The sequence below is a fragment of the Parabacteroides distasonis ATCC 8503 genome, from assembly GCF_000012845.1.
In the GTDB taxonomy this organism is placed as follows: domain Bacteria; phylum Bacteroidota; class Bacteroidia; order Bacteroidales; family Tannerellaceae; genus Parabacteroides; species Parabacteroides distasonis.
In genome coordinates, this window is sequence record NC_009615.1 from 1736886 (window position 1) to 1757396 (window position 20511).

A 20511-nucleotide genomic window follows, 5' to 3' on the forward strand; every position below is an offset into this window, starting at 1 on the left:
TTTACGATGCCCATTATAAGGAGCTTACAATGGGCATCGTTACCTCCTTATAATAGGCATTGTTATTATTTCTGGAAAACCTTCGTCGATTTAATCATCACGTCGTGTAAAGGACGATCGTTCTTATCCGTCTTTACCACGGAGATCTTCTCTACGATATCGAAGCCTTCCACTACCTCGCCAAAGATCGTTACCGAGCCATCCAGATGCGGAACGCCACCGATTGTCTTATAAATCTCACGCCGTTCGGCCGGGATCACTACCGGGCCTAATACCGCCAACGTATCTTCCACCAAGATGGACGCACGGGCATGTAACTCATTCTCCAAGGAATCGGCGGCCAAGGAAGGATCTTGCTTTTTCAGCTCATCCCGGAATTTATAGTACAACCAGTTGCGGCGGATCTCGTTGATACGAGCCTCTTTCTCCGCAAGCTCCTTGTCGTCCAAGACTTTCCCTTGCACAAAACAGAACTGCGTACCGGCGGAAGCACGTTCCGGATTCACGGCATCGATCTCTTTCGCGTCGATCAAAGCGCCTTTCTTATTAAAATGATTAGGTAATATCTCAGCGGGAACGGTATAACCACCATCGCCATCCCCATACAAGGCACCCGGCTCATGCGCTTTACTCTCCGGATCACCACCTTGCACGACAAACTCCTTGATAACACGGTGGAAAAGCATACCCTCATACTCGTTCGACTGGCAAAGCTTGATGAAGTTATCCCGGTGAAGAGGCGTATCGTCGTATAGCAGGACGGTGACGTCTCCCATCGTCGTCTTGATTTTCACATATACGGGTTTATTCGGGTCCAAAGGCTTATCCCCACAAGCTACCAACGTGAGCAAGAGCAGGAACAGCGAGAAAATTTGTCGTTTCATACCTGTTTTATTTATCGGATTAAGTAGTTACAAAGCCCGTTATTCCTCCGCATAGATCAACATCTGGCAATTCTTGCAGTCGAAGCGCAAACGCAAGAGCGTTTCCTTATAGCGCAGGAAGTAAGGCTCCTTATAGGGAGACTTCTGCTTCTGGTAAGTAGGGCACCATCCCATACTGTACCGCAGGCAATGTTTCGTGAACATCAAAGGGACATCCTTCCGGGGAGACAACTCGAAAGCGTCTTCCACGGCAGTCACGCCATGCGCCTTATAAAAGGCACCAGCCTTGCTATTGGATACATTCCCTAAATAGGTCAGACACTTCTCGGGGAAAGGGGCTTCCGGAGTCTCGCCTACACACGGCTTAAACGGACGAGCCTCTTCCCTGCGGTAACGAATCCGCCGGGTAGAGATAAGCCTCTCCACCCCTAGCCTACGCATCTCGGCCAATAAAGAAGAAGGGACAAACCAGTTATCGGACATCGCCACGGCAACTTCCTCCGCCTCGAAAGGCGTGTTCCCCAACTTAGAGAGCTGGGTACGGATATTCTCCGCCTGCTCCCTCCGGGCCGGTTCTTTCTCGAACGGCTTGGTGAGCATGATACGGGCTCCTGTCTCGTCCGCCATACTTAACGTGAAGCCAAAGGCGTTATCTTGAAATTCCATCCGGACAGAGAGTTTCCGCTCGGCGGATGGCTTGGATAGCAGTTTATCAAACTCTTGATCGAAATTCCGGTACAAAGGCATCTTCGGACGGATCGCCGGGCGATCCAGCGTAAAGATTCGGTTCGCCTCCACACGGTTTACCCGGAAACCCTCCAACTCCCCTTTCTCGTTGAAGAAGGTAAGCCCGTCTCCGTTATTCAATTGTTTCAGTCCGGCGATCGTGAAAGAGTTTCCTTTCAGTTCCTTCACCGTACCCACCGGTTCACCCAAGGACTTAGGCGTATCAAAGCTGGTGATATCCTTCGTGCGCTCCTTCCATAAGAAAGGCGTGAAACCCCGGTTGAAGCTTTTCTCCGCCACAGGCTGGAATGTGTAAGTGCTATGCCCGGCCGAGGCACGACGGTATTCCGGCCGACGAGCCAAGATAGCGTCCAGTTTCTTCCGATACCAAGCCGTTACGTTTTTCACGTAAGATACATCCTTCAAACGACCCTCGATCTTCAAGGAAGAGACACCGGCATCCAACAGCTCCTCTAAGTATTCCCCTCGGTTCATATCTTTCAAGGATAGGAGATGTTTACCCGATACGATCTCCTTCCCATCCGCATCGATCAAGCTATAAGGCAGGCGGCAATACTGGGCGCATTCCCCCCGGTTGGCGCTTCGTCCGCTCAAGGCGGCGCTCAGGTAACACTGGCCGCTATAGCTTACGCACAGCGCCCCGTGCACGAAGACCTCCAGAGGCACGGTCGTTCGCTCGGCGATCTCCCGTATCTGGTTCAGTGATAGCTCTCTCGCCAATACGACTTGCGTGAAACCTGCCTCTTGCAGGAATCTCACCTTCTCCGGCGTACGGTTATCCGTTTGCGTACTGGCGTGCAAGGGGATGGGCGGAAGGTTCAACTGGGTGATACCCATGTCTTGAACGATCAAGGCATCTGCCCCGGCCTCGTAAAGCTGCCAGATCATTTGCTCGGCCTCTGCCAGCTCCTCTTCTTTCAAGATAGTGTTCAAGGCCACGTAAATACGAGCCGAATAGAGATGGGCGTAATCGCAAAGCTGCCGTATATCGTCCAGCGTATTACCGGCAGCGGCACGGGCTCCGAACTTCGGGGCACCGATATACACGGCATCGGCACCATGGTTAATCGCCTCCCTGCCGCAAATCAGATCCTTAGCGGGAGATAACAGTTCTATCGAACGGGGTTCTTTTCTCATTTACAAGCTTCCTAGTTTTTTAATATCTTCCCGGCGGAACGGGGTCTCTTGGTATACGTAGTAGTTCAGCCAATTGGTGAACAGCAGGTTCGCGTGCCCCCGCCAACGTACCACCGGACCTTGCGCCGGATCGTTATTCCGGTAATAATTACGAGGCTTGTTGATGGGCAATCCCTTCCCCAAATCACGCATATACTCATCATTCAGCGTATAGGGCGAATACTCGGAATGGCCGGTGATGAAGAATTCCCGTCCGCCACGAGCCATCGCCATATAGACGCCGGATTCCTCGCTCTCGGACAATAAGGTGAGCTCGGGCACCTTCATGATATCCTCCCGGCGAATCTCGGTATGACGGCTATGAGGCACGAAGAACTCGTCATCGAACCCCCGGAAGATCGGAACAAACGGTTCCCGGAGCGAATGACGGAAGACACCGAACATCTTGGCCGGCAAATCATATTTAGGCACCCCATAGAAATGGTATAGCCCCGCTTGCGCCGCCCAGCAGATATAGAGCGTGGAGGTAACGTGCGTACGGGCCCAATCGAATATCTGCGTGATCTCCTCCCAATAACTAACTTCCTCGAAAGGCATCTGCTCCACGGGAGCGCCCGTCACGATCATCCCGTCGTAGAAATCATCCGCCATCTCATCGAAATCCTTATAAAATTCTTGCATATGCTCGATGGGCGTATTCTTCGGCGTATGTCCCTTGATCTTCATGAAATCAAGTTCCACTTGCAGGGGTGTATTACTGAGGAGGCGAACCAAGTCCGTCTCGGTCGTTATCTTAAGGGGCATCAAATTCAATACGACTACCCGAAGGGGGCGGATATCCTGCTCCGACGCACGCAAGGAATCCATCACGAAGATATGTTCCTTCTTCAGCAGCTCGATAGCCGGTAAGTTCTTTTGTAAATTTAATGGCATTTTCTATCTCTGATTTTATATGAGCGCAAAGATAATGAGAATTTTCTCATTATCGCTTATACTTCGCCACCATGATCACCGGGTTGTCCTCCTCGTGCATACCTGTGCGGCTATCTCGTCGTTATATAGGACATACTCGGATACACAATCAGAAAGTAAATGGAATATGCCCCGTAAATCAATGGAACACGAAGTAGATTCCATTGATTTACGGGGCATATTCCATTGAGATAGTTTCCTCTATGAGGAGGGTGCGCTATCAAAACCCTCCCCCTAAAGCCTTATACAGGTATACCACCGACAGCAACTCATCCAGCACGGCATTGTTCAAACCGATCTGGGCGTCCAGCAAACCACGCTGGGCATCCAATACGTCCATGTAGCTGATGACACCGTTGATGTATTGCAGTTGGGCGAGTTCCAGATATTTACTGGCGGAGGCTTCCAGATTCATGCGGGAAGCACGGATCTCCTTCACCTTGCGGACGGTCACGATAGCGTTGTTCACCTCCTTGAAAGCGCCTAATACGCTCTTTTCATAACTATAGACCTCTTGCTCGTAACGAGCCTTCGCCGCTTTCACTTTCGCCTTGTTCTTCCCCATGGCGAAGATCGGCTGCAACAGGCTTCCGGCGATAAAACCAGCCGGACTCTTCAAGATGCTGCTTAACTCATCGCTCTCGAAACCGTAATTACTTGTCAAACGGATCTTCGGGAATAAGTCCGTTTGCGCCACACCTACCTGAGCGTTCGCCGCCCGAAGCTTAAACTCCGCTTGACGCATGTCCGGTCGGCGCTCCAGCAAAGAAGACGGTAAGCCGATCGGTAAGGCATCCGGCAAGTGCTGGTCGCTCAAGGAAAGACCACGGGGGATATCATCCGTATACTCGCCCAACAACATGCTGAGGTCGCTTTCCTTGATCTTGATCTGACGCTCCAGCGAGGGGATCAAGGTCTCGGTACGGGCCAACTCCACTTGGGCTTGGTTGTAAGCCGTCTCGGAAGTAAGTCCGCCCTCATAGCGAAGCTTCGCCAAGCGAACACCCTCACGGCGTGCGTCCAAAGTTTGCTGTACGATCGACAACTCTTGGTCCAAGGCGCAAAGTTGATAATAATTGGCGGCAACCTCGGCGATGATGGTCAATCGCAAGGCACGTTGTCCTTCCACGGTCTCCATATAGGAAGCGATGGCTGCCTCATTCGCCCAGCGAAGGTTGCCCCATAAATCTAATTCCCAAGACAAAGTCAGCTTCGCCCCAAATTCTGGATCGGGCTTTGGGTTATCCCCTCCATAATTCAAGCGTTCCTTTTGCGCATAGACATTCGCTCCCACCTCCGGCAGCATACTCGCGAAAGAGATCCGCTTGGCGGCGATCTTCATATCCTTATTATTATCCAGCGCCTTTCTGATCAGATCCTTCAAGGCCTCATCGGCGTAAAGGCTCTCCCATGGGATATTCTCCACGGATGCCGTATCGGTCGTATCCGTATAAGCCTCGATCCGGTCCGGCAGGTTCAACTCCGGACGTACGTACCGCTTTCCGATCTTGCAGGAAGAGAACGCCAGCATAGAAACGACGAAAGCGGCTATATAGAAATTCTTTGTCATCATAATTTTCCGTTTTTGTGTCTCTTTAAAATAGAGGTTACCACTTCTTTCTTTTGAGCGATACGTTCCATACGCATCTTTCCCTTTATCTTATAGATCAAAACAAAGAAGAAGGGAACCAACACGATACCTACCGTAATCGCCACCAGCATACCGAAGAACACGCCCGTACCGATACTATGGCGGGAAGCTGAGCCCGGTCCGCTGGCTAACACCATCGGAAGCATACCCAACACGAAGGCCAACGAGGTCATCAAGATCGGGCGGAAACGCATCTGGGCGGCATGGATAGCGGCTCTCACCACATCTACCCCGTTATCCACCTGTACCTTGGCGAACTCAACGATCAAGATAGCGTTCTTCGCCGCCAAACCGATCAAGGTTACCAGACCGATCTGATAATAAATATCGTTCTCCAACCCTGTCGCCCAGATGCCCAAGTAGGCGCCCAGCGTAGCTACCGGCAAGGAAAGCAATACGGCGATCGGCACGATCCAGCTCTCATACTGAGCCGCCAAGAACAAGAAGACAAACAAGAAGACCAACGCCAAGACAAAACCAGTCTGCCCACCGGCCTGTTTCTCTTGATAGGAAAGACCGCTCCACTCCAGACCGATATTCTCGGGCAGATGCTCCCTAGCGATCCGTTCCATCGCAGCCATCGCCTCACCCGTACTATATCCCGGAGCGGCTACGGCGTTGATCGAGGCCGTGGTGAACATATTGAAACGCTTGATCGTTCCCGGACCGGTCGTATATTGGGTCGTGCCCAAGGCAGTCAATGGAACCATCGCCCCATCCTTACTGCGGACGAAGAACAAATCCAGATTATCCCGGGTGGCCCGATAAGGCGCCTCCGCTTGGATATATACACGGTAAATACGGTTGAACATATTGAAGTCGTTCACGTACACGGAGCCTAGATAAGCCTTCATGGTCGAGAAGATATCAGACAACGGGATGCCGAGGAACTTCGCCTGATCACGGTCCACGTCGAAATACAACTGCGGGATCTCGCTCTGCATGGCGGAAGACACACCTTGAAGCTCAGGCGCTTGCGAAGCGTAATACAGGAAAGTATCCGTGGCACTTACCAGATTATCCCAGCTAGCGTCTCCCTTAGCCTCCAACTGCATCTCCAAGCCACCGCTCTCACCCAAACCCGGGATTACCGGTGGACGGTTCACATACGACTTAGCCTCGGGGTAATAGTAGAATTCCCGGCGGGCATCGGCCATCACGTCCTCTACCTTCATGCCGGAGGATTTACGCTCTTCCCACGGTTTCAAGATCACCGTCAGCGTGGCACGCCCTTGGTTCGTACCGACACGGGGACTGCTACCCGTTACATTCTGTACGTAGGCCACGGCCGGATGATGGTCGAGGAACTCGATCGCACGGTCGGTTACGGCACGTGTACGTTCCAAGGTAGTACCCTCGGGCATCTCCAGCTCTACAGTGAAGAACCCTTGATCCTCCTCCGGGATAAAGCTGGTAGGCAACATCCGGTTCAAGACAAAGATGGCCACCAGTACCATCCCGAACCCTGCCAAGATACGGCGGGGATTAGCGATAGAGATACGCAACAACTTCGTATATTTCTTATTTCCTTTCGCCAACCACAGATTGATCTTACGGAAAATAAACGCTTTCTTCTTATGAGACGGACGCAAGATGATGGCGCACATCGCCGGGCTCAACGTCAAGGCCACTACCGTGGACAACAGCACGGAAACCACGATCGTAACAGAGAACTGACGGTACAGCTGCCCCGTGATACCCCCCAAGAAACTCACCGGCACGAACACGGCAGCCAATACCATGGAGGTAGCGATCAAAGCACCAGACAATTCCCGCATCGCCTTATGCGTAGCCTCACGGGCAGTCACACGCTCCTCGGCCATGATACGCTCCACGTTCTCCACCACCACGATAGCGTCGTCCACCACGATACCGATCGCCAAGATCAATCCCAGCAAGGTTAGCATATTCAACGAGAAACCGAAGATCAACATGAAACCGAACGTACCGATCAAGGAGATCGGGACGGCGATCGTCGGGATCAAAGCCGCACGCCAATTCTGTAACGAGAGGAACACTACGAGAACGACCAAGAAAAGGGCCTCGAACAAGGTCTTATACACCTCGTGCACGGATTGTGAGATATACTCCGTCATATCGAACGGGAAATTATACTCCAAGCCTTCCGGGAAGTTCTTGCTGATATCCTTCATCGCCTCTTTCACCTTCGTGGCGACCTCCAGAGCGTTCGCCCCCGGCAACATATAGATACCCAAGATAGCGGCGTTCTTCCCATTGATCCCACTCTCCGTAGAATAAGAGGAAGCCTCCAGCGATACCCGGGCCACGTCGCTCATCCGGACGATCGAGCCATCCGGGTTTGCTCGCACCACGATATCCTCGAACTCCTTCACGGTAGACAAACGTCCCGGGGCCGTGATAGGCAAGGTGACATCCACATCCAGCACGGGCTGCTTACCCAGCTCGCCCGCCGCCGACTCCCGGTTCTGGTCTTTCAAGGCATCTTGCAAATCACTTACCGTCAATCCCATGTTGGCCAACCGATCCGGATATACCCAGATCTGCATACCGTAATAACGGCTACCGATATTCGATACACGACCTACGCCCGGGATACGGCGCAATACGTCCAACACGTTGATCGTGGCAAAATTACTCAGATAGATCTCATCGAACTTCGGATCGTCGGACATCAAGCTCAAGGTCATCAGCTGGCTAGGAGCCTGCTTCTCGATCGTGATACCATTTTGGATCACCTCGGCGGGCAAACGGCTCTCGGCCAGTTTCACACGGTTCTGGATCTCGACAGCCGCCAAGTCCGCATCGGCGGATACATCGAAGGTCACCGTAATATTCAAGCTACCCGAGTTCGAGCTACTACTTTGCATATAGATCATACCCGGCGTACCGTTCAGCTCCTGCTCGATCGGGGTAGCGACCGCTTGAGACACCGTCAAGGCGCTCGCTCCCGGATACGTGGCGCTGATCTTCACTACAGGGGGCGTAATCTGCGGATACTGGTCCACAGGCAACAATGCCAGTCCGATGATTCCGACAATCACGATCAGTATCGATAAGACGGTCGAAAAGACAGGACGGTCTATAAAGAATCCCGGTTTCATTGTTCTTCCTCCTCTCTAAGCGCTTGGATAGCCTTCTCGTCGCCGGCCTCTACCGCATGTACCTTCACGCCCGGCACCAATTTATGATAACCTTCTACCACTACTCGCTCGTTCTCGCCCAAGCCCCGTTCGATCACGACCTTGTTGCCGATCTCCGGGCCGGTCTGCACGAAACGCTTCTCGGCGATATCGTCCCTACGGATGATATAGATGAATGCACCTCCTTTCTCGATCGAGAGGGCTTTCCGGGGAACGACGATCGAACGCTCGCGGACATCCAGCAGGAGCTTCACCTTCGTGAACTGTCCGGGCAATAATTTCTGGTTCGGGTTGGATAGTTCCGCACGAACGCCAAACGTACCGGTCTTCGGGTCCACCAGCGGGTCGGCGAAGTCCACGATACCTTTTACCGGGTATTCCGAGTCGTCCGCCAAGGTAACCGTCACGGTAGGCTGCCAAGAACGGGTCGTATCCTGCTCGCCAAACTTCACGTTACGACGCTCGGCACGCAGGTAATCCAAGGCGGTCATCTTAAAATCGACCAATACCGTGTCACTTTTCACAACAGCCGCCAATTTCGAATTGACCCCCGGGCCCACCAAAGCACCCACATCCACGAAACGCTCACTGATATACCCAGACAGCGGCGAGGTCACCACCGTATAGCTCAGCTCCATCTCCGCTTGGTCTAGATCCGCCTTGCTCATGGCGATATTCGCCTCGGCATCTTCCAGGGCGGCTGTGGCGTTATCCAAATCCAGTTGGCTGGCGGCGTGTTGCTCGTACAACGGTTTCAGGCGTTCCACATCACGCCGGGCCTTGGCCGCTTGGGCTTGGCTTTTCTTCAGTTGGGCTTTCGCTTTCTCTACTCTAGCACGATATTTATCGGGATTAATCATAAACAGGGGCTCATTCTGCTTCACCCGTTTACCTTCCTCAAACAACATTTTCTCTAGGAATCCCTCCACACGGGCATGTACCTCGACAAAGCTGGCGGCACGGATACGTCCCACGTACTCGCCATAAATCTGCACGTCTTCTTTTGAGGGTTTGTCTACGATCACGATGGGCAATTGCTGCTCTTCCTTATGGCGGCAACCCGTCATCGCTACTACAAGGGCTATCAAGATAACCTGTACTTTTGCCAATCTTTTCCTGCTCATTCTACCTATATAAATTACTTATGTCACATTTGTTATGTAAAGAAAGAAAGAATCATTCCATTTTTCTCGAGGAGACCGATAATTAACATTACTTCACTTAATAACAAATCGTATAGCGTTTATGTTAACATTTATACTAAAATTAGGGTGTATCCAACCGGGGAATAAATCCACACCTACTGGGTAAGTCTACACTTTAAAAACAAAATCCTTTCGAATGAAACGTTTTCTCCATCCGAAAGGATTCCACATATATCAGATCTTTATCAATATCAATTATTATCGGTCAACCGACAACGCTTTCCACAAATTATCATCCGGCACGGGAGCGACAATTCGCACGTTCTCTTTTGAAACCGGATGGATAAACTCCGCGCTACGAGCGTGTAAGCTAATGCCCCCATCCTTATTGGAACGATCGAAACCATATTTCAGATCCCCCTTGATCGGACATCCCATCTTCGCCAACTGACAGCGGATCTGATGGTGCCGCCCCGTCTTCAAATCGATCTCCAACAGATAATAATTATCCGAATGGGCGATCAATTTATAACGCAGGATGGCTTTCTTGGCATTCGGCCGCTCGGTATCATAAGCGTAACTCTTATTTTGCTTCTCGTTCCGCACCAGCCAATCCACCAACTCACCCTCATCCTGCGGGGGACGGTTCTTGACGATCGCCCAATACGTCTTGCGCACCTCACCGACACGAAACATCTCGTTCAAGCGAGAGAGGGCCTTGCTCGTCTTGGCGAAAATCACGACCCCGCTCACCGGACGATCCAGACGGTGCGTGACACCGACAAAGACATTCCCGGGCTTGCAATACTTCTCCTTCAGCCATACCTTCAGCATCTCCGAGAGAGGCTTATCGCCCGTCTTGTCGCCTTGTACGATCTCACGGCAGGTCTTATCTACCGCTATAATATGATTATCCTCGTAAATAACCTCCATATTACATGTTCATACCGCCGTCAACCTGAATAACCTGTCCGGATACATAAGAAGACATATCCGAAGCCAAGAAGGTAGCGATATTAGCCACATCCTCCACCGTACCGCCACGGCGCAAAGGAATCTTCTTGCACCACTCGGCACGTACCTCGTCAGACAACTGAGCGGTCATATCCGTGATGATAAATCCCGGGGCGATAGCGTTCGCACGAATGCCACGAGAACCCAACTCCTGAGCGACAGACTTAGCCAAGCCGATCATACCGGCCTTGGAAGCGGAGTAGTTAGCTTGTCCGGCGTTGCCATGAACACCTACGACAGAAGACATATTGATAATGCTACCCGCACGTTGCTTCATCATGACCGGGGTACAAGCGTGGATAAAGTTGAAAGCGGACTTCAAGTTCACGTTCAACACAGCGTCCCATTGTCCCTCGCTCATACGCATCATCAAGCCGTCTTTCGTGATACCGGCGTTGTTCACCAAGATATCGATACGTCCGAAATCCTTCACGATCTCGGCAACGACGTTATGAGTCTCCTCAAAGTTAGCAGCGTTGGAAGCGTATCCTTTCGCCTTTACACCCAAGGCCTCGATCTCAGCCTGTGTAGCCAAGCCATTCTCATCGATCACTAGATCCGTGAAAGCGATGTTAGCGCCCTCTTGGGCAAACTTCAAGGCGATAGCCTTACCAATACCACGAGCGGCACCCGTTACGACAGCCACTTTACCTTCTAATAGTTTCATATTACTCAAATTTTTTAATATCAATGTTTAATCAAGCAAGCTCCCGTTGAATAGCCACCGCCGAATACCGTGATAGCGATCAAGTCGTCTTTCTTGAAATTCTTATCGTTCTGGGCATATACCAAGGCCGAGCTTACGGAACCCGTATTTCCCAGCTCCTCGATATTGTGTAAAAATTTCTCGTCCGGCAAGTTCAATTGCTTGGCGATATTCGCCATGATACGCATATTCGCCTGATGGCCGATGAAATAAGTAAGGTTATCCAGCGTATAACCGTTCTTCTCCAACAAATGAAGGACATTCTTAGGCATATAGGTACAAGCTTGGATAAATACGTCACGCCCCTCCGGCATCAAGATACCGCCGTCACGAGGACGCAAGTGAACCGCCTCCATCGCTTTCGACAAATGGCCGAGACCTTGCGTGTAAACCTCTACGATCTCGGCGTCGCCCTCACCGATCCGCTCCTTGGAGATAAAGAAAGCGGCGGCGGCATCACCCCATAAATGGCCCGCCTTCGGGTCTGTCTCATTATAATAAGCGGAGTTCTTATCAGCGGAAAGCACCAAAGCCTTGGAAGCCTTCCCCATGGCGAAATATCCCTCCACAACCTCCAAGGCGTTCAAGAAAGAAGAACAAGCCGAGGATAGATATAAAGCTTTCGCGTCAGCGATAGTATACTCATGTTGAACCGTATGCGCGGCCGTCGCAACCGTATCATAGGGAGAATACGAAGCGGAGACGATCAAGTCTACCTCCGTGATATCGTAAGGCAATTTGGGAAGAGCGTCCTTCACGGCCTCAAGGCTCATGGTATTGATATTCTCTTCCTCTTTCGCTTTCGAGCGGGTATGAATGCCCGTCCGTTGCTCAATCCACTCACTCGTCAACCCGTTTAATTCAAGAAAATGTTGGTTATCTACCCGTTCTTCAGGCACATAAAACCCTGTCGCATTAATAAACATCCTTAGTGTCTTTGATTTACTTAATCTTTATTCCGTTGAATATTAAATTCATCACATTGTCTCTACGTTTAATCCGCTGGCTGATATTATCACCCATGATCCCCCGGATATAGGGCACCTCCAGTCCTTTCAAGGCATGATGGAGCACGAGGGCGGTAATGTCCGTGTCCGGCATGCTGAATACACCTTCCTTCACGCCATCGTCCAATATTCCCTTAATGATCTCCACTTCCCGAAGGTCGAAGCTCTTGCGTACCTTCTCCACCCGCCATATATCACGGAAGAAGGTAGCTCGCAACGTACCGTTCCGAAATACCAACGCCTTTACAGCGTCCAAGCGGCTATAGATAAACGTCAGCAACTTCTCGTCCGCCGGCAGATCCTTGCTGGCCACGTCCACCAGCATCTTATGAAGCTGGTCCAGCTCCGACTCCACTACCGCCAAATAGATCTCGTTCTTGCTTTTAAAGTACGTATAAAGCGTACGTCTCCCCTTACGAGATGCCTGTGCAATATCGTTCATCGTCGTGTTATCAACCCCCATGCGGGCAAACAATTGTCTGGCCACATCCACCAACATGTCACGTGTTTTAGAAACTGTCATCGGCATTGTATTGCACATTTTGATTAAAACTGTGCGCAAAGTACTTAAAAAAGATCGTATCTACCAAGTATATTAAAAAAAACTTGCAATAAATTTGTTTTGTAAGAAAATATCCCTACCTTTGCACTCGCAATCAAGAAATGATAGCAACTATATCGCGGAGTGGAGCAGTGGTAGCTCGTTGGGCTCATAACCCAAAGGTCGTAAGTTCGAGTCTTGCCTCCGCAACTAAGAAAAGCCTTCCGGTCTGTGACCAGAAGGCTTTTCTTTTTTCGTAACCCAATGGTTTACGGGGTGGGAATCATTGAGTTTTTCCCGTAATCCATTGACTTACGTACCGTAAACCATTCGCTTAAGCCCAACAAGTCATAGGCTTACGTCCGGGGGCTCTTATTGGTTTCCCGGACGTAGGTCCTACAGTTCCTATCTCAAGGCAGGCAAGATATATTTCCATATCAAGTTGATCTCGGCCTGCATATCGCCGATATTCGCAGTCATGGCGATTACCGCATCTTGCTCGGGCAATATAATAATGTATTGTCCATTGGCTCCATCAGCACGAACGGCGTTATGGCGGCAACGCCACATCTGGTAACCGTAGCCTTGCAACCAGTCGCTATCTTTCGGCTTCATCTTCAAGTTCTCCGGTCTCATACCGGCGGGCAAAGAGGCTATCTTGGATGTGGTGGCTTCCTCTATCCAGCTTTCGGGAAGCAATTGCTTATCGTTCCATTTTCCCTTTTGCAGGAAAAACTGACCCATTTTCGCTAGATCCTCGGTCTTGAGATACAAACCCCAACCGCCGCAATTGATGCCTTGGGGACTCTCTTCCCAAGTAGCGCCGACGATACCCAGCGGACGGAACAGACGGGGATAGAGATAATTGATCACCTTCTCACCGGTCACCTTCTGGATGATAGCGGAAAGCATATACGTGCCGAGACTGTTGTATACGAAATAGGTTCCCGGTTTATGTACCAACGGCGCCGAGAGGAAAATCTTTACCCAATCGGCCTTCTCGTTCCCCTCCTGCCGTACTAAAGCGGTGGGATCGACATCATGGCCGGAGGACATGGTCAATAGGTGACGTATCTCCAGTTCTTTCAAGTAAGGGCTTACCTCGGCCGGTAATTGGTCGGGGAAGAAGGAGATCACCTTGTCCGTGACCTTCAATTTACCCTCCGCGACGGCGAAACCGATAGCCGTAGCCGTAAAGGTCTTGCTAACGGAGTTCAAGATATGCGGCGTATGGCGGTCGCCCTCACCCAGCCATTGCTCCTTTACGACCTTTCCATGCTGGAGGATCATGATACTATGTAAGTCTTGATCCGCCTTTTTCACCGCCCGCAGGTAATTGCCAAATGCCTTATCCAAGGCTTTCGAGGCTTCCGCACGAGGAAGTTCCTTGGTCAGGTCGTTATAGCTGATCAAGTCTATGTTCTTATCCTTCAAGGCTTGCTTCACCTTCGGACTGGTAAAAAGATCGGTCACGCCTTGACGGTCCATCGCCACGTTCTCGTAGCCGATATGCCCGACGGTTTTCATCTCCTCGTTATCCAAGGCCGGGTGATCCAAGAACATATAGCGTTTACCGGGTTCCAGCTTATCCAACATCCGGATGAAACTGGCCTCCTTCTCGGCCGGGGTCTTGGAGGCTCCATCATACCCGGAATAGGTGAAATCATATTCCTGCATCGCCTCTACCCGATCCACGACCGGCAGATGATATTCCTCGGACAAGCGGCGCATCAGCTTCACCACCTCCGGATCGAAACCGGTCGATCCCATATGGCCGGAGATATGGCTGATCTGGGGAATGTTCTTCAAGGCCATCTCTATCTGGGCCCGGGCCTCCTGCTCGATCTCGGCCAAGCTCCATGTATTCTCCAGAATGGCCAGACCCGGGTAGGCGGAATTCGGAGACATCATCGGCAAGAAATAGCCATTGCTATCGGTCAAGCTGGGACAATGCGTCAGCGGACGCCATTTCACGTTATCCCATTCGCTGGTAAACGTCAGGTGAAGCCCGACATCTATCCCCGGGTTCTCCCTCAACAGCCGGGCGGCCTCGGGGAACCACGAGGTGACAACCATAACCTCTATACAGGTCTCCACCCCATTCTTATACCCTTCCATACACGCTATATTGGCGGAACGGAACGACCCCATGTCATCCGCACGGATGATCAGGCGGGGATTCGTGGCAGGCTGGCTGAATGCCGGCCACGTAGCGGCGAACAACAGGCAGCCGCAAAGGATTCTTTTTACATTTGAAGTCTTCATGATATTGATAAATAAGTAACATCTTTTCTATACTTGGGGATGGACCACACAAAAGGTGCCGGAAGATTTGCTCACCAACTTATCGTCGCAATAAATCTCGCACTCACAAAAATGTATATTCCGTCCCGCCTTGATCACGGTACCCTTGGCGATCAGCTCATTACCCCAAGCGGCCCGTAAGAAAGACATTTTCAACTCTGCCGTCAGCACGTCTTTCTCCAGCGGGGTCATCGTATAGGCGGCGAAACCGGCGATCGTATCCGCCAAAGCAGCCAAGACACCCCCATGCGTCACGCCGCTATATTGTCTCTGCTCGTCATGCAAGGGCATATGCGCCTCTACACGACCTTCCTCGATAACCGTGAAGTCGATCCCCAGAAAATTCACATAAGGATTCGTCTTCGCACGGTTAATCAACTTTTCTTTTATTCTCTCATCCATATCTTTTCCTTTAACGAACCGTTATCTTACAATCATCCAGATTATCGATAATGGCGAGGCTCTCCACACGTATGCCCTTTTCACGTAGCAGGTTCCCACCATCTTGAAACGCCTTCTCTATAATAAAACCCATACCCTCGATCACGGCTCCCGATTGCTCCGCCAACTCGACCATTCCCATGGCGGCGTTTCCGTAAGCCAAGAAATCATCGATAAACAGGATATGATCCTCCGGAGTCAGGAAATTATTGCTGATACATACCGTATAGTCACGATCCTTCGTGAAGGAATGGACCACGGTAGAGAGCATGTTCTCCATCGTCTTCGGTTTCTTCTTCTTTACGAAGACCACCGGCAGCTGCATGATATAACCCACCATAATGGCCGGGGCGATGCCGCTCGCCTCGATGGTCACGATCTTGTTAATCTTACGATCTTGAAAGCGACGGATAAATTCCTCGGCGATCTTATACATCAACATCGGGTCCATTTGATGGTTGATAAAACTATCCACTTTAAGGATACCGCCGGGATAACAGCGGCCGTCTTGCAAGATGCGTTGCTTCAATAATTCCATAATTTGTTATTCTGTTTGATCTTCTTTTACACGTATAAATAAATTCGCCAGAATGGCCGTCAAGCCCCCCGTCGTAATACCGGAGGAGAAAATGCCACGGATCACCTGAGGGGCGGCCCCTAAAATATCCGGCATCAGCTCCACCCCCAGCCCCAAGGACAAACTAACCGCCAACACCAACGTGGCCTTCCGGTTGATATCTTGGGCGGCGATAATACGGATACCTGCCGCCGCCACCGTACCGAACATCAGCAGGGTAGCCCCTCCCAGCACCGGATCGGGCATCAAGGAGAAGATAACGCCGACAACCGGGAATAATCCCAACAGGATCAGCATACCTGCGATATAATACCCTACGTACCGGCTGGCGACTCCCGTCAGCTGGATGATCCCGTTATTCTGGGCGAAGATAGAGTTCGGGAAAGAGTTAAAAACACCGGAGATAAACGAGTTCACCCCATCCGCCAGCACCCCGCCGGAGACTCGCTTCAGGTACCCTTCTCCCTCGATCGATTTTCCCGATATCATCGAGTTGGCCGTAATATCCCCCGTAGCCTCGATCGCCGTGATCAGATAGATCAATGCGATCGCCACGAATGAAGAGATATTAAAATCCAATCCATATTTGAAAGGAACCGGGATATTAAACCCTCTCAGGTTTTGCGAGGAGACAGCCTCCATATCCACCATCCCCATGGCGAAAGCGATCGCATAACCGATACACAACCCCAGTACGATGGAACTCATCCGCAAGTACTTGTTCTTACAACGATTGAAGAACAAGACACTCAACAAGACGCACACAGCTACCCCAATATTACGCAAACTACCGAACGTACCGTTATCCATAGCCGTATACCCCCCGCCGCAAGCGACCACTCCTACCTTGATCAAGCTCAAGCCGATGAGCAACACCACGATACCCGATACCAAGGGAGTAATCACCGAGCGCAGATACTTAAAAGTACGGCTCACGATCATCTCTACCGGAGAGGCGGCGATACAAACGCCGAAAATAAGGGGAAGCCCTCCCGCCAAACCAGCCGTGATAATCGGGCCGATAAACGAGAAGCTGGTTCCTTGGATACATAGCAGCCCCGCCCCGACCGGTCCTAATTTACGACATTGAACGAATGTGGATACCCCGGAGGCGAATAGGGCCATGGAAACCAAGAAACCGGTCGTCTCCAGATCCAGTTTCAGCGCCCCGGCGATAATCAAGGGAGGTGTTATGATCGCCACGAAAATAGCCAGTAGATGCTGGATGGCGGCAAAAAGCGTCTCTTTCAAAGGCGGACGGTCATCGATCCCGTAAATCAAATCCGTATCCATACTGTCTCTTATAATTTCAAGTCTAATAAGGTCTCTCCTCTTGCGTTCAACACCCGTACACTCATCTCGTTTCCTTTCTTCCGCAATACCATCACCGTAGCCGAATCGAGCTTATACCCCCCGCCTACGATCACCGGGAAGTTGTTTCCCAACGAGCCTTTCGGGTGGAAGGCGTATTGATGCGTATGGGCGGATATATTCACGTTGAAAGGGGCTTTCGCCAACAGGCTTCCCCAAAGCTCCGGACAAGGCTCATAGGCATCCCCGTTTCCGTAGATAGGGATATGGTTCAATAAAACCCGCTTCGAGGCTTGCTTAAACTCCTTGCCGTTCAATTCTTTCGAGAGGAAACTCACTTGATCTTTCCGGAGACCGGTGAAATCGTTCAGGCCATAATACACCCATGTGCTATCCGGTTTATCCTCGCCGCAATCCAGCATGACGAAACGGGTATCTCCCCAGTTGAACGCCCCATATGTCTTATCGCCCACATAGTCAAACAAGGCACGCAGGCCGATCGAGTAAGCGTTGCGTATCTCGTGGTTGCCTCTTAGGAAGAAAGCGGGTACATTACTGGCGCCCACCTTCCCGCATAAATAAGCCAAATGATACAAAGCTTCTTTCTCATTGGCGGGATCGTCTATACAATCCCCGTTAAATACCACGAAATCATAAGAGATATCACGCACTTGCCCGTATAAGGCGTCTAGGGTCGGGATATGCTTATGTAGGTCATTAAAGATCAAGGCCGTGAAATCCTTTTGGGATGCGGAAGGGAGCGTGAAGGTGTAGAACGGGGATACCGCCGTCTCGCCAAACTCTTTCTTATAGGCTTGGTAAAGCATGATTTCCTGCGAGCATACCCGGTAGTAATAGGTTTGCCCCGGTCGTAGGTCCGTCAGCCGAATCTTATTATGCAAGCCGTTGCATATCACTTGACCGTCCACGATGGTGCGGGCCTTCTTCAAATTCAGCGTGTCCGTACCGTATTCTACCCAACTATACGTAGGGACATGGGTCTGCCACATCACCGTTATACCGCCCTCCGTAGGATTTTGGAGATAGGGCGCCGCATAAAAGATCTCTTCCGGCTTGGCCTTCAGGCGAACCTCCGTTACGACCGGGCGATGATCCGATGCCACCGCCTCTTCGGGAACCCATGCGGACAAACGGGTAAAGGGCTGTCCATTCTTTACATAACCCGCTATATAGTCCAAACAGCTATCCGGCGTGGAAGCCGGGAATGTAGCCTGTTTAGGATTGCTCAATAGCTGGAAATCCTTGCTGATTTCCGTGATAAAGGGGGAATGCGCCGTAGCGTTCCAATCCCCGGCGATAAACAGGGGCTTATGAGCGAAAGCTGCTTCCCGCCGAAGGATCGGCAAGGAGAGCATCCGGTCTTCCGGTGTCAAGGAAAGGTGCGTGCAGCAGAAGATATATCTCTCAAACTCGACCCATAGCAAGACCCGTTCCTCCTCCCGTCCGGGAAGGGCTATATAGCGGTAGCTCACCGGCTTCTCCTTGCTCAGCATACCTACTCCGTATTTACCGCCATCGAAGTCGATGGCCGGGGCGTAGGTAGGGAACATCAGGGTGCGTTCTCCCAACGTCCGGAGCACGTCGATCCCGCCGCTTCTTCCGGTCACGCTATCTACCTCCTGTACGGCAACTACATCGGGGGCTACCTTACATATAGCGTCCGCTATACGCCCGAGGTCCGTCACCTCATCCATGCCCCTTCCGTTGCGGATATTATAGCTCATGATACGCAACGTATTCCGCTCGGCATCGCCGCTTTGCTGTGCCAATGCCTTATTTATGGGCAAACATCCGATCATAACGATCGCCCAAATAAACCATTTCCTCATAGGATTCGATCTAATGTTTATATTCATTTTATATCTATACCTTAACCGAATATCTCTTTCAATGACTGCTCGAACTCAGCGATATCCTCGCCGGAAGTATCCCAAGAGGTAACGAGACGGGCCTCGTTGATCTCCTCGTTCCACATATAGAAGAAATATTTATCTTGCAACTTCCTCAACGCCTCGGCAGGGATCGTGAAGAAGAGCTGGTTGGACTCGATCTTCTGCGTAAAATGAATTTCCGGGTATTGTCGTAGCACGTCCGCTAGCTTGGCGGCGCTGATATTCGCTTTCATAGCGTTCTCCAACCAGAGGTTATTTTCCAGATAAGGGATGAACTGGGCGGAGAGATAACGTAGCTTCGAGGCTAGCTGGGCGGATTGCTTCCGGTAAAATCGCAGGTTCTCCGTGATCTCCGGGCGGAACGAGACCACGGCCTCTCCCATCATCATACCGTTTTTCGTGCCTCCGAAGCTCAAGATATCCACGCCTGCGTCTACAGTCACTTGGCGCATCGAGCAATTCAGGTAAGCGCAGGCGTTCGCCAAGCGTGCTCCGTCCATATGCAGATACATATCGTACGAATGTAAGAGATCGGCGATCGCTTTCACTTCCTCTATCGTATAGATCGTACCTAATTCCGATACTTGGGAGATATAAACGGCCTTGGGTTGCGAATGGTGGCAAACCCCGAAGTTCTTCAGATGGGGACGGATCAATTCCGGTGTCAGCTTACCATCCGTCGTAGGAATCGTGACGATGGCGCAACCGGTCATCCGTGCGGGGGCTCCACATTCGTCTACGTTGATATGGGCGGTCTCGGCGCACAGGATGCTATTAAACGGACGGGTCACGGCTTGCAGGGCCACGGAGTTCGCCCCCGTCCCGTTAAACACGAAAAAAGGAGAAGCATCCTTGCCGAACACTTCTTGTATCTTACTCGTAGCGGCCTCTGTCCAAGGATCATCACCATATCCAACCGCATGATTATCATTTGCCTTGATGATCGCATCCATTACCCGGGGATGCACGCCGGAATTGTTGTCACTAGCGAAACTTCTCATCTTTAAATCTGATTTTTCGCCAAAAGTACGGATTTAAG

16 protein-coding genes and 1 tRNA gene are annotated in these 20511 nt (G+C 51.2%); 1 reads left to right on the top strand and 16 read right to left on the bottom strand.

The genetic code is table 11. The features are described 5' to 3' along the window. Positions 1-65 precede the first annotated feature (65 nt). From BDI_RS07425 to BDI_RS07470, 10 genes are all read right to left on the bottom strand, one after another. Positions 66-884, bottom strand: a complete 819-nt coding sequence (locus tag BDI_RS07425; protein WP_005855996.1) for a peptidylprolyl isomerase — start codon at positions 882-884, stop codon at positions 66-68. A 39-nt stretch (positions 885-923) separates the two neighbouring features. Continuing rightward, the gene (locus BDI_RS07430; RefSeq protein WP_009017823.1) at positions 924-2768 is read right to left on the bottom strand and encodes a peptidase U32 family protein; all 1845 of its coding nucleotides are present in this window, start codon (positions 2766-2768) and stop codon (positions 924-926) included. Next, positions 2769-3701: a homoserine O-acetyltransferase MetA gene (gene metA, locus BDI_RS07435; protein WP_005855991.1), complete on the bottom strand. Its 933-nt coding sequence runs from the start codon at positions 3699-3701 to the stop codon at positions 2769-2771. It abuts the gene before it with no gap. Between the two features lie 259 nt (positions 3702-3960). Beyond that, positions 3961-5313, bottom strand: coding sequence for an efflux transporter outer membrane subunit (locus tag BDI_RS07440; RefSeq protein WP_011966475.1), 1353 nt, complete (start codon positions 5311-5313; stop codon positions 3961-3963). Further along, entirely contained in the window at positions 5310-8474 is a 3165-nt protein-coding gene (locus tag BDI_RS07445) for an efflux RND transporter permease subunit (protein WP_008780328.1), read from the bottom strand. The genes BDI_RS07440 and BDI_RS07445 overlap by 4 nt, the downstream gene beginning before the upstream one ends. After that, entirely contained in the window at positions 8471-9637 is a 1167-nt protein-coding gene (locus BDI_RS07450) for an efflux RND transporter periplasmic adaptor subunit (RefSeq protein ID WP_005855980.1), read from the bottom strand. The genes BDI_RS07445 and BDI_RS07450 overlap by 4 nt, the downstream gene beginning before the upstream one ends. 279 nt (positions 9638-9916) lie before the next feature. Next, positions 9917-10591 carry an RluA family pseudouridine synthase gene (locus tag BDI_RS07455; RefSeq protein ID WP_005855978.1) on the bottom strand — a complete coding sequence of 225 codons (675 nt, stop codon included), beginning with the start codon at positions 10589-10591 and terminating at the stop codon, positions 9917-9919. Position 10592: 1 nt separating this feature from the next. Continuing rightward, positions 10593-11339: a 3-oxoacyl-[acyl-carrier-protein] reductase gene (gene fabG / locus BDI_RS07460; protein ID WP_005855977.1), complete on the bottom strand. Its 747-nt coding sequence runs from the start codon at positions 11337-11339 to the stop codon at positions 10593-10595. A 20-nt stretch (positions 11340-11359) separates the two neighbouring features. Beyond that, positions 11360-12304: a 3-oxoacyl-ACP synthase III family protein gene (locus tag BDI_RS07465; protein WP_005855976.1), complete on the bottom strand. Its 945-nt coding sequence runs from the start codon at positions 12302-12304 to the stop codon at positions 11360-11362. A gap of 16 nt (positions 12305-12320) precedes the next feature. After that, positions 12321-12914, bottom strand: coding sequence for a TetR/AcrR family transcriptional regulator (locus tag BDI_RS07470; protein WP_011966477.1), 594 nt, complete (start codon positions 12912-12914; stop codon positions 12321-12323). A gap of 150 nt (positions 12915-13064) precedes the next feature. Between BDI_RS07470 and BDI_RS07475 the strand changes: the two genes are divergently transcribed. Further along, positions 13065-13136, top strand: a tRNA-Met gene (locus BDI_RS07475). A gap of 195 nt (positions 13137-13331) precedes the next feature. Here BDI_RS07475 and BDI_RS07480 read toward each other — a convergent pair. The 6 genes from BDI_RS07480 to BDI_RS07505 are packed head-to-tail and all read right to left on the bottom strand — an operon-like array spanning position 13332 to position 20473. Then, complete coding sequence (locus BDI_RS07480; RefSeq protein WP_011966478.1) at positions 13332-15191, bottom strand: serine hydrolase; 1860 nt, start codon at positions 15189-15191, stop codon at positions 13332-13334. Positions 15192-15218: 27 nt separating this feature from the next. Continuing rightward, a complete protein-coding gene (locus BDI_RS07485; protein ID WP_005855973.1) occupies positions 15219-15632 on the bottom strand; it encodes a PaaI family thioesterase in 414 nt (137 codons plus the stop codon). A 10-nt stretch (positions 15633-15642) separates the two neighbouring features. Next, positions 15643-16209, bottom strand: coding sequence for a xanthine phosphoribosyltransferase (gene xpt, locus BDI_RS07490; RefSeq protein ID WP_005855972.1), 567 nt, complete (start codon positions 16207-16209; stop codon positions 15643-15645). A gap of 6 nt (positions 16210-16215) precedes the next feature. Then, positions 16216-17541: a nucleobase:cation symporter-2 family protein gene (locus BDI_RS07495; protein WP_011966479.1), complete on the bottom strand. Its 1326-nt coding sequence runs from the start codon at positions 17539-17541 to the stop codon at positions 16216-16218. Between the two features lie 8 nt (positions 17542-17549). Beyond that, entirely contained in the window at positions 17550-19436 is a 1887-nt protein-coding gene (locus tag BDI_RS07500) for an endonuclease/exonuclease/phosphatase family protein (protein WP_011966480.1), read from the bottom strand. A 14-nt stretch (positions 19437-19450) separates the two neighbouring features. Beyond that, the gene (locus BDI_RS07505) at positions 19451-20473 is read right to left on the bottom strand and encodes a threonine aldolase family protein (protein ID WP_009017811.1); all 1023 of its coding nucleotides are present in this window, start codon (positions 20471-20473) and stop codon (positions 19451-19453) included. Between the last annotated feature and the right edge of the window lie 38 nt (positions 20474-20511).

What these genes read in the sequence shown, in the direction of transcription:
- BDI_RS07480 (WP_011966478.1), bottom strand. Translation starts at nt 15,191, where the DNA reads ATGAAGACTTCAAATGTAAAAAGAATCCTTTGCGGCTGCCTGTTGTTC.
- BDI_RS07470 (WP_011966477.1), bottom strand. Translation starts at nt 12,914, where the DNA reads ATGCCGATGACAGTTTCTAAAACACGTGACATGTTGGTGGATGTGGCC.
- BDI_RS07440 (WP_011966475.1), bottom strand. Translation starts at nt 5,313, where the DNA reads ATGATGACAAAGAATTTCTATATAGCCGCTTTCGTCGTTTCTATGCTG.
- BDI_RS07425 (WP_005855996.1), bottom strand. Translation starts at nt 884, where the DNA reads ATGAAACGACAAATTTTCTCGCTGTTCCTGCTCTTGCTCACGTTGGTA.
- BDI_RS07445 (WP_008780328.1), bottom strand. Translation starts at nt 8,474, where the DNA reads ATGAAACCGGGATTCTTTATAGACCGTCCTGTCTTTTCGACCGTCTTA.
- xpt (WP_005855972.1), bottom strand. Translation starts at nt 16,209, where the DNA reads ATGGAATTATTGAAGCAACGCATCTTGCAAGACGGCCGCTGTTATCCC.
- BDI_RS07505 (WP_009017811.1), bottom strand. Translation starts at nt 20,473, where the DNA reads ATGAGAAGTTTCGCTAGTGACAACAATTCCGGCGTGCATCCCCGGGTA.
- BDI_RS07450 (WP_005855980.1), bottom strand. Translation starts at nt 9,637, where the DNA reads ATGAGCAGGAAAAGATTGGCAAAAGTACAGGTTATCTTGATAGCCCTT.
- BDI_RS07430 (WP_009017823.1), bottom strand. Translation starts at nt 2,768, where the DNA reads ATGAGAAAAGAACCCCGTTCGATAGAACTGTTATCTCCCGCTAAGGAT.
- BDI_RS07485 (WP_005855973.1), bottom strand. Translation starts at nt 15,632, where the DNA reads ATGGATGAGAGAATAAAAGAAAAGTTGATTAACCGTGCGAAGACGAAT.
- BDI_RS07500 (WP_011966480.1), bottom strand. Translation starts at nt 19,436, where the DNA reads ATGAATATAAACATTAGATCGAATCCTATGAGGAAATGGTTTATTTGG.
- BDI_RS07495 (WP_011966479.1), bottom strand. Translation starts at nt 17,541, where the DNA reads ATGGATACGGATTTGATTTACGGGATCGATGACCGTCCGCCTTTGAAA.
- BDI_RS07465 (WP_005855976.1), bottom strand. Translation starts at nt 12,304, where the DNA reads ATGTTTATTAATGCGACAGGGTTTTATGTGCCTGAAGAACGGGTAGAT.
- BDI_RS07455 (WP_005855978.1), bottom strand. Translation starts at nt 10,591, where the DNA reads ATGGAGGTTATTTACGAGGATAATCATATTATAGCGGTAGATAAGACC.
- metA (WP_005855991.1), bottom strand. Translation starts at nt 3,701, where the DNA reads ATGCCATTAAATTTACAAAAGAACTTACCGGCTATCGAGCTGCTGAAG.
- fabG (WP_005855977.1), bottom strand. Translation starts at nt 11,339, where the DNA reads ATGAAACTATTAGAAGGTAAAGTGGCTGTCGTAACGGGTGCCGCTCGT.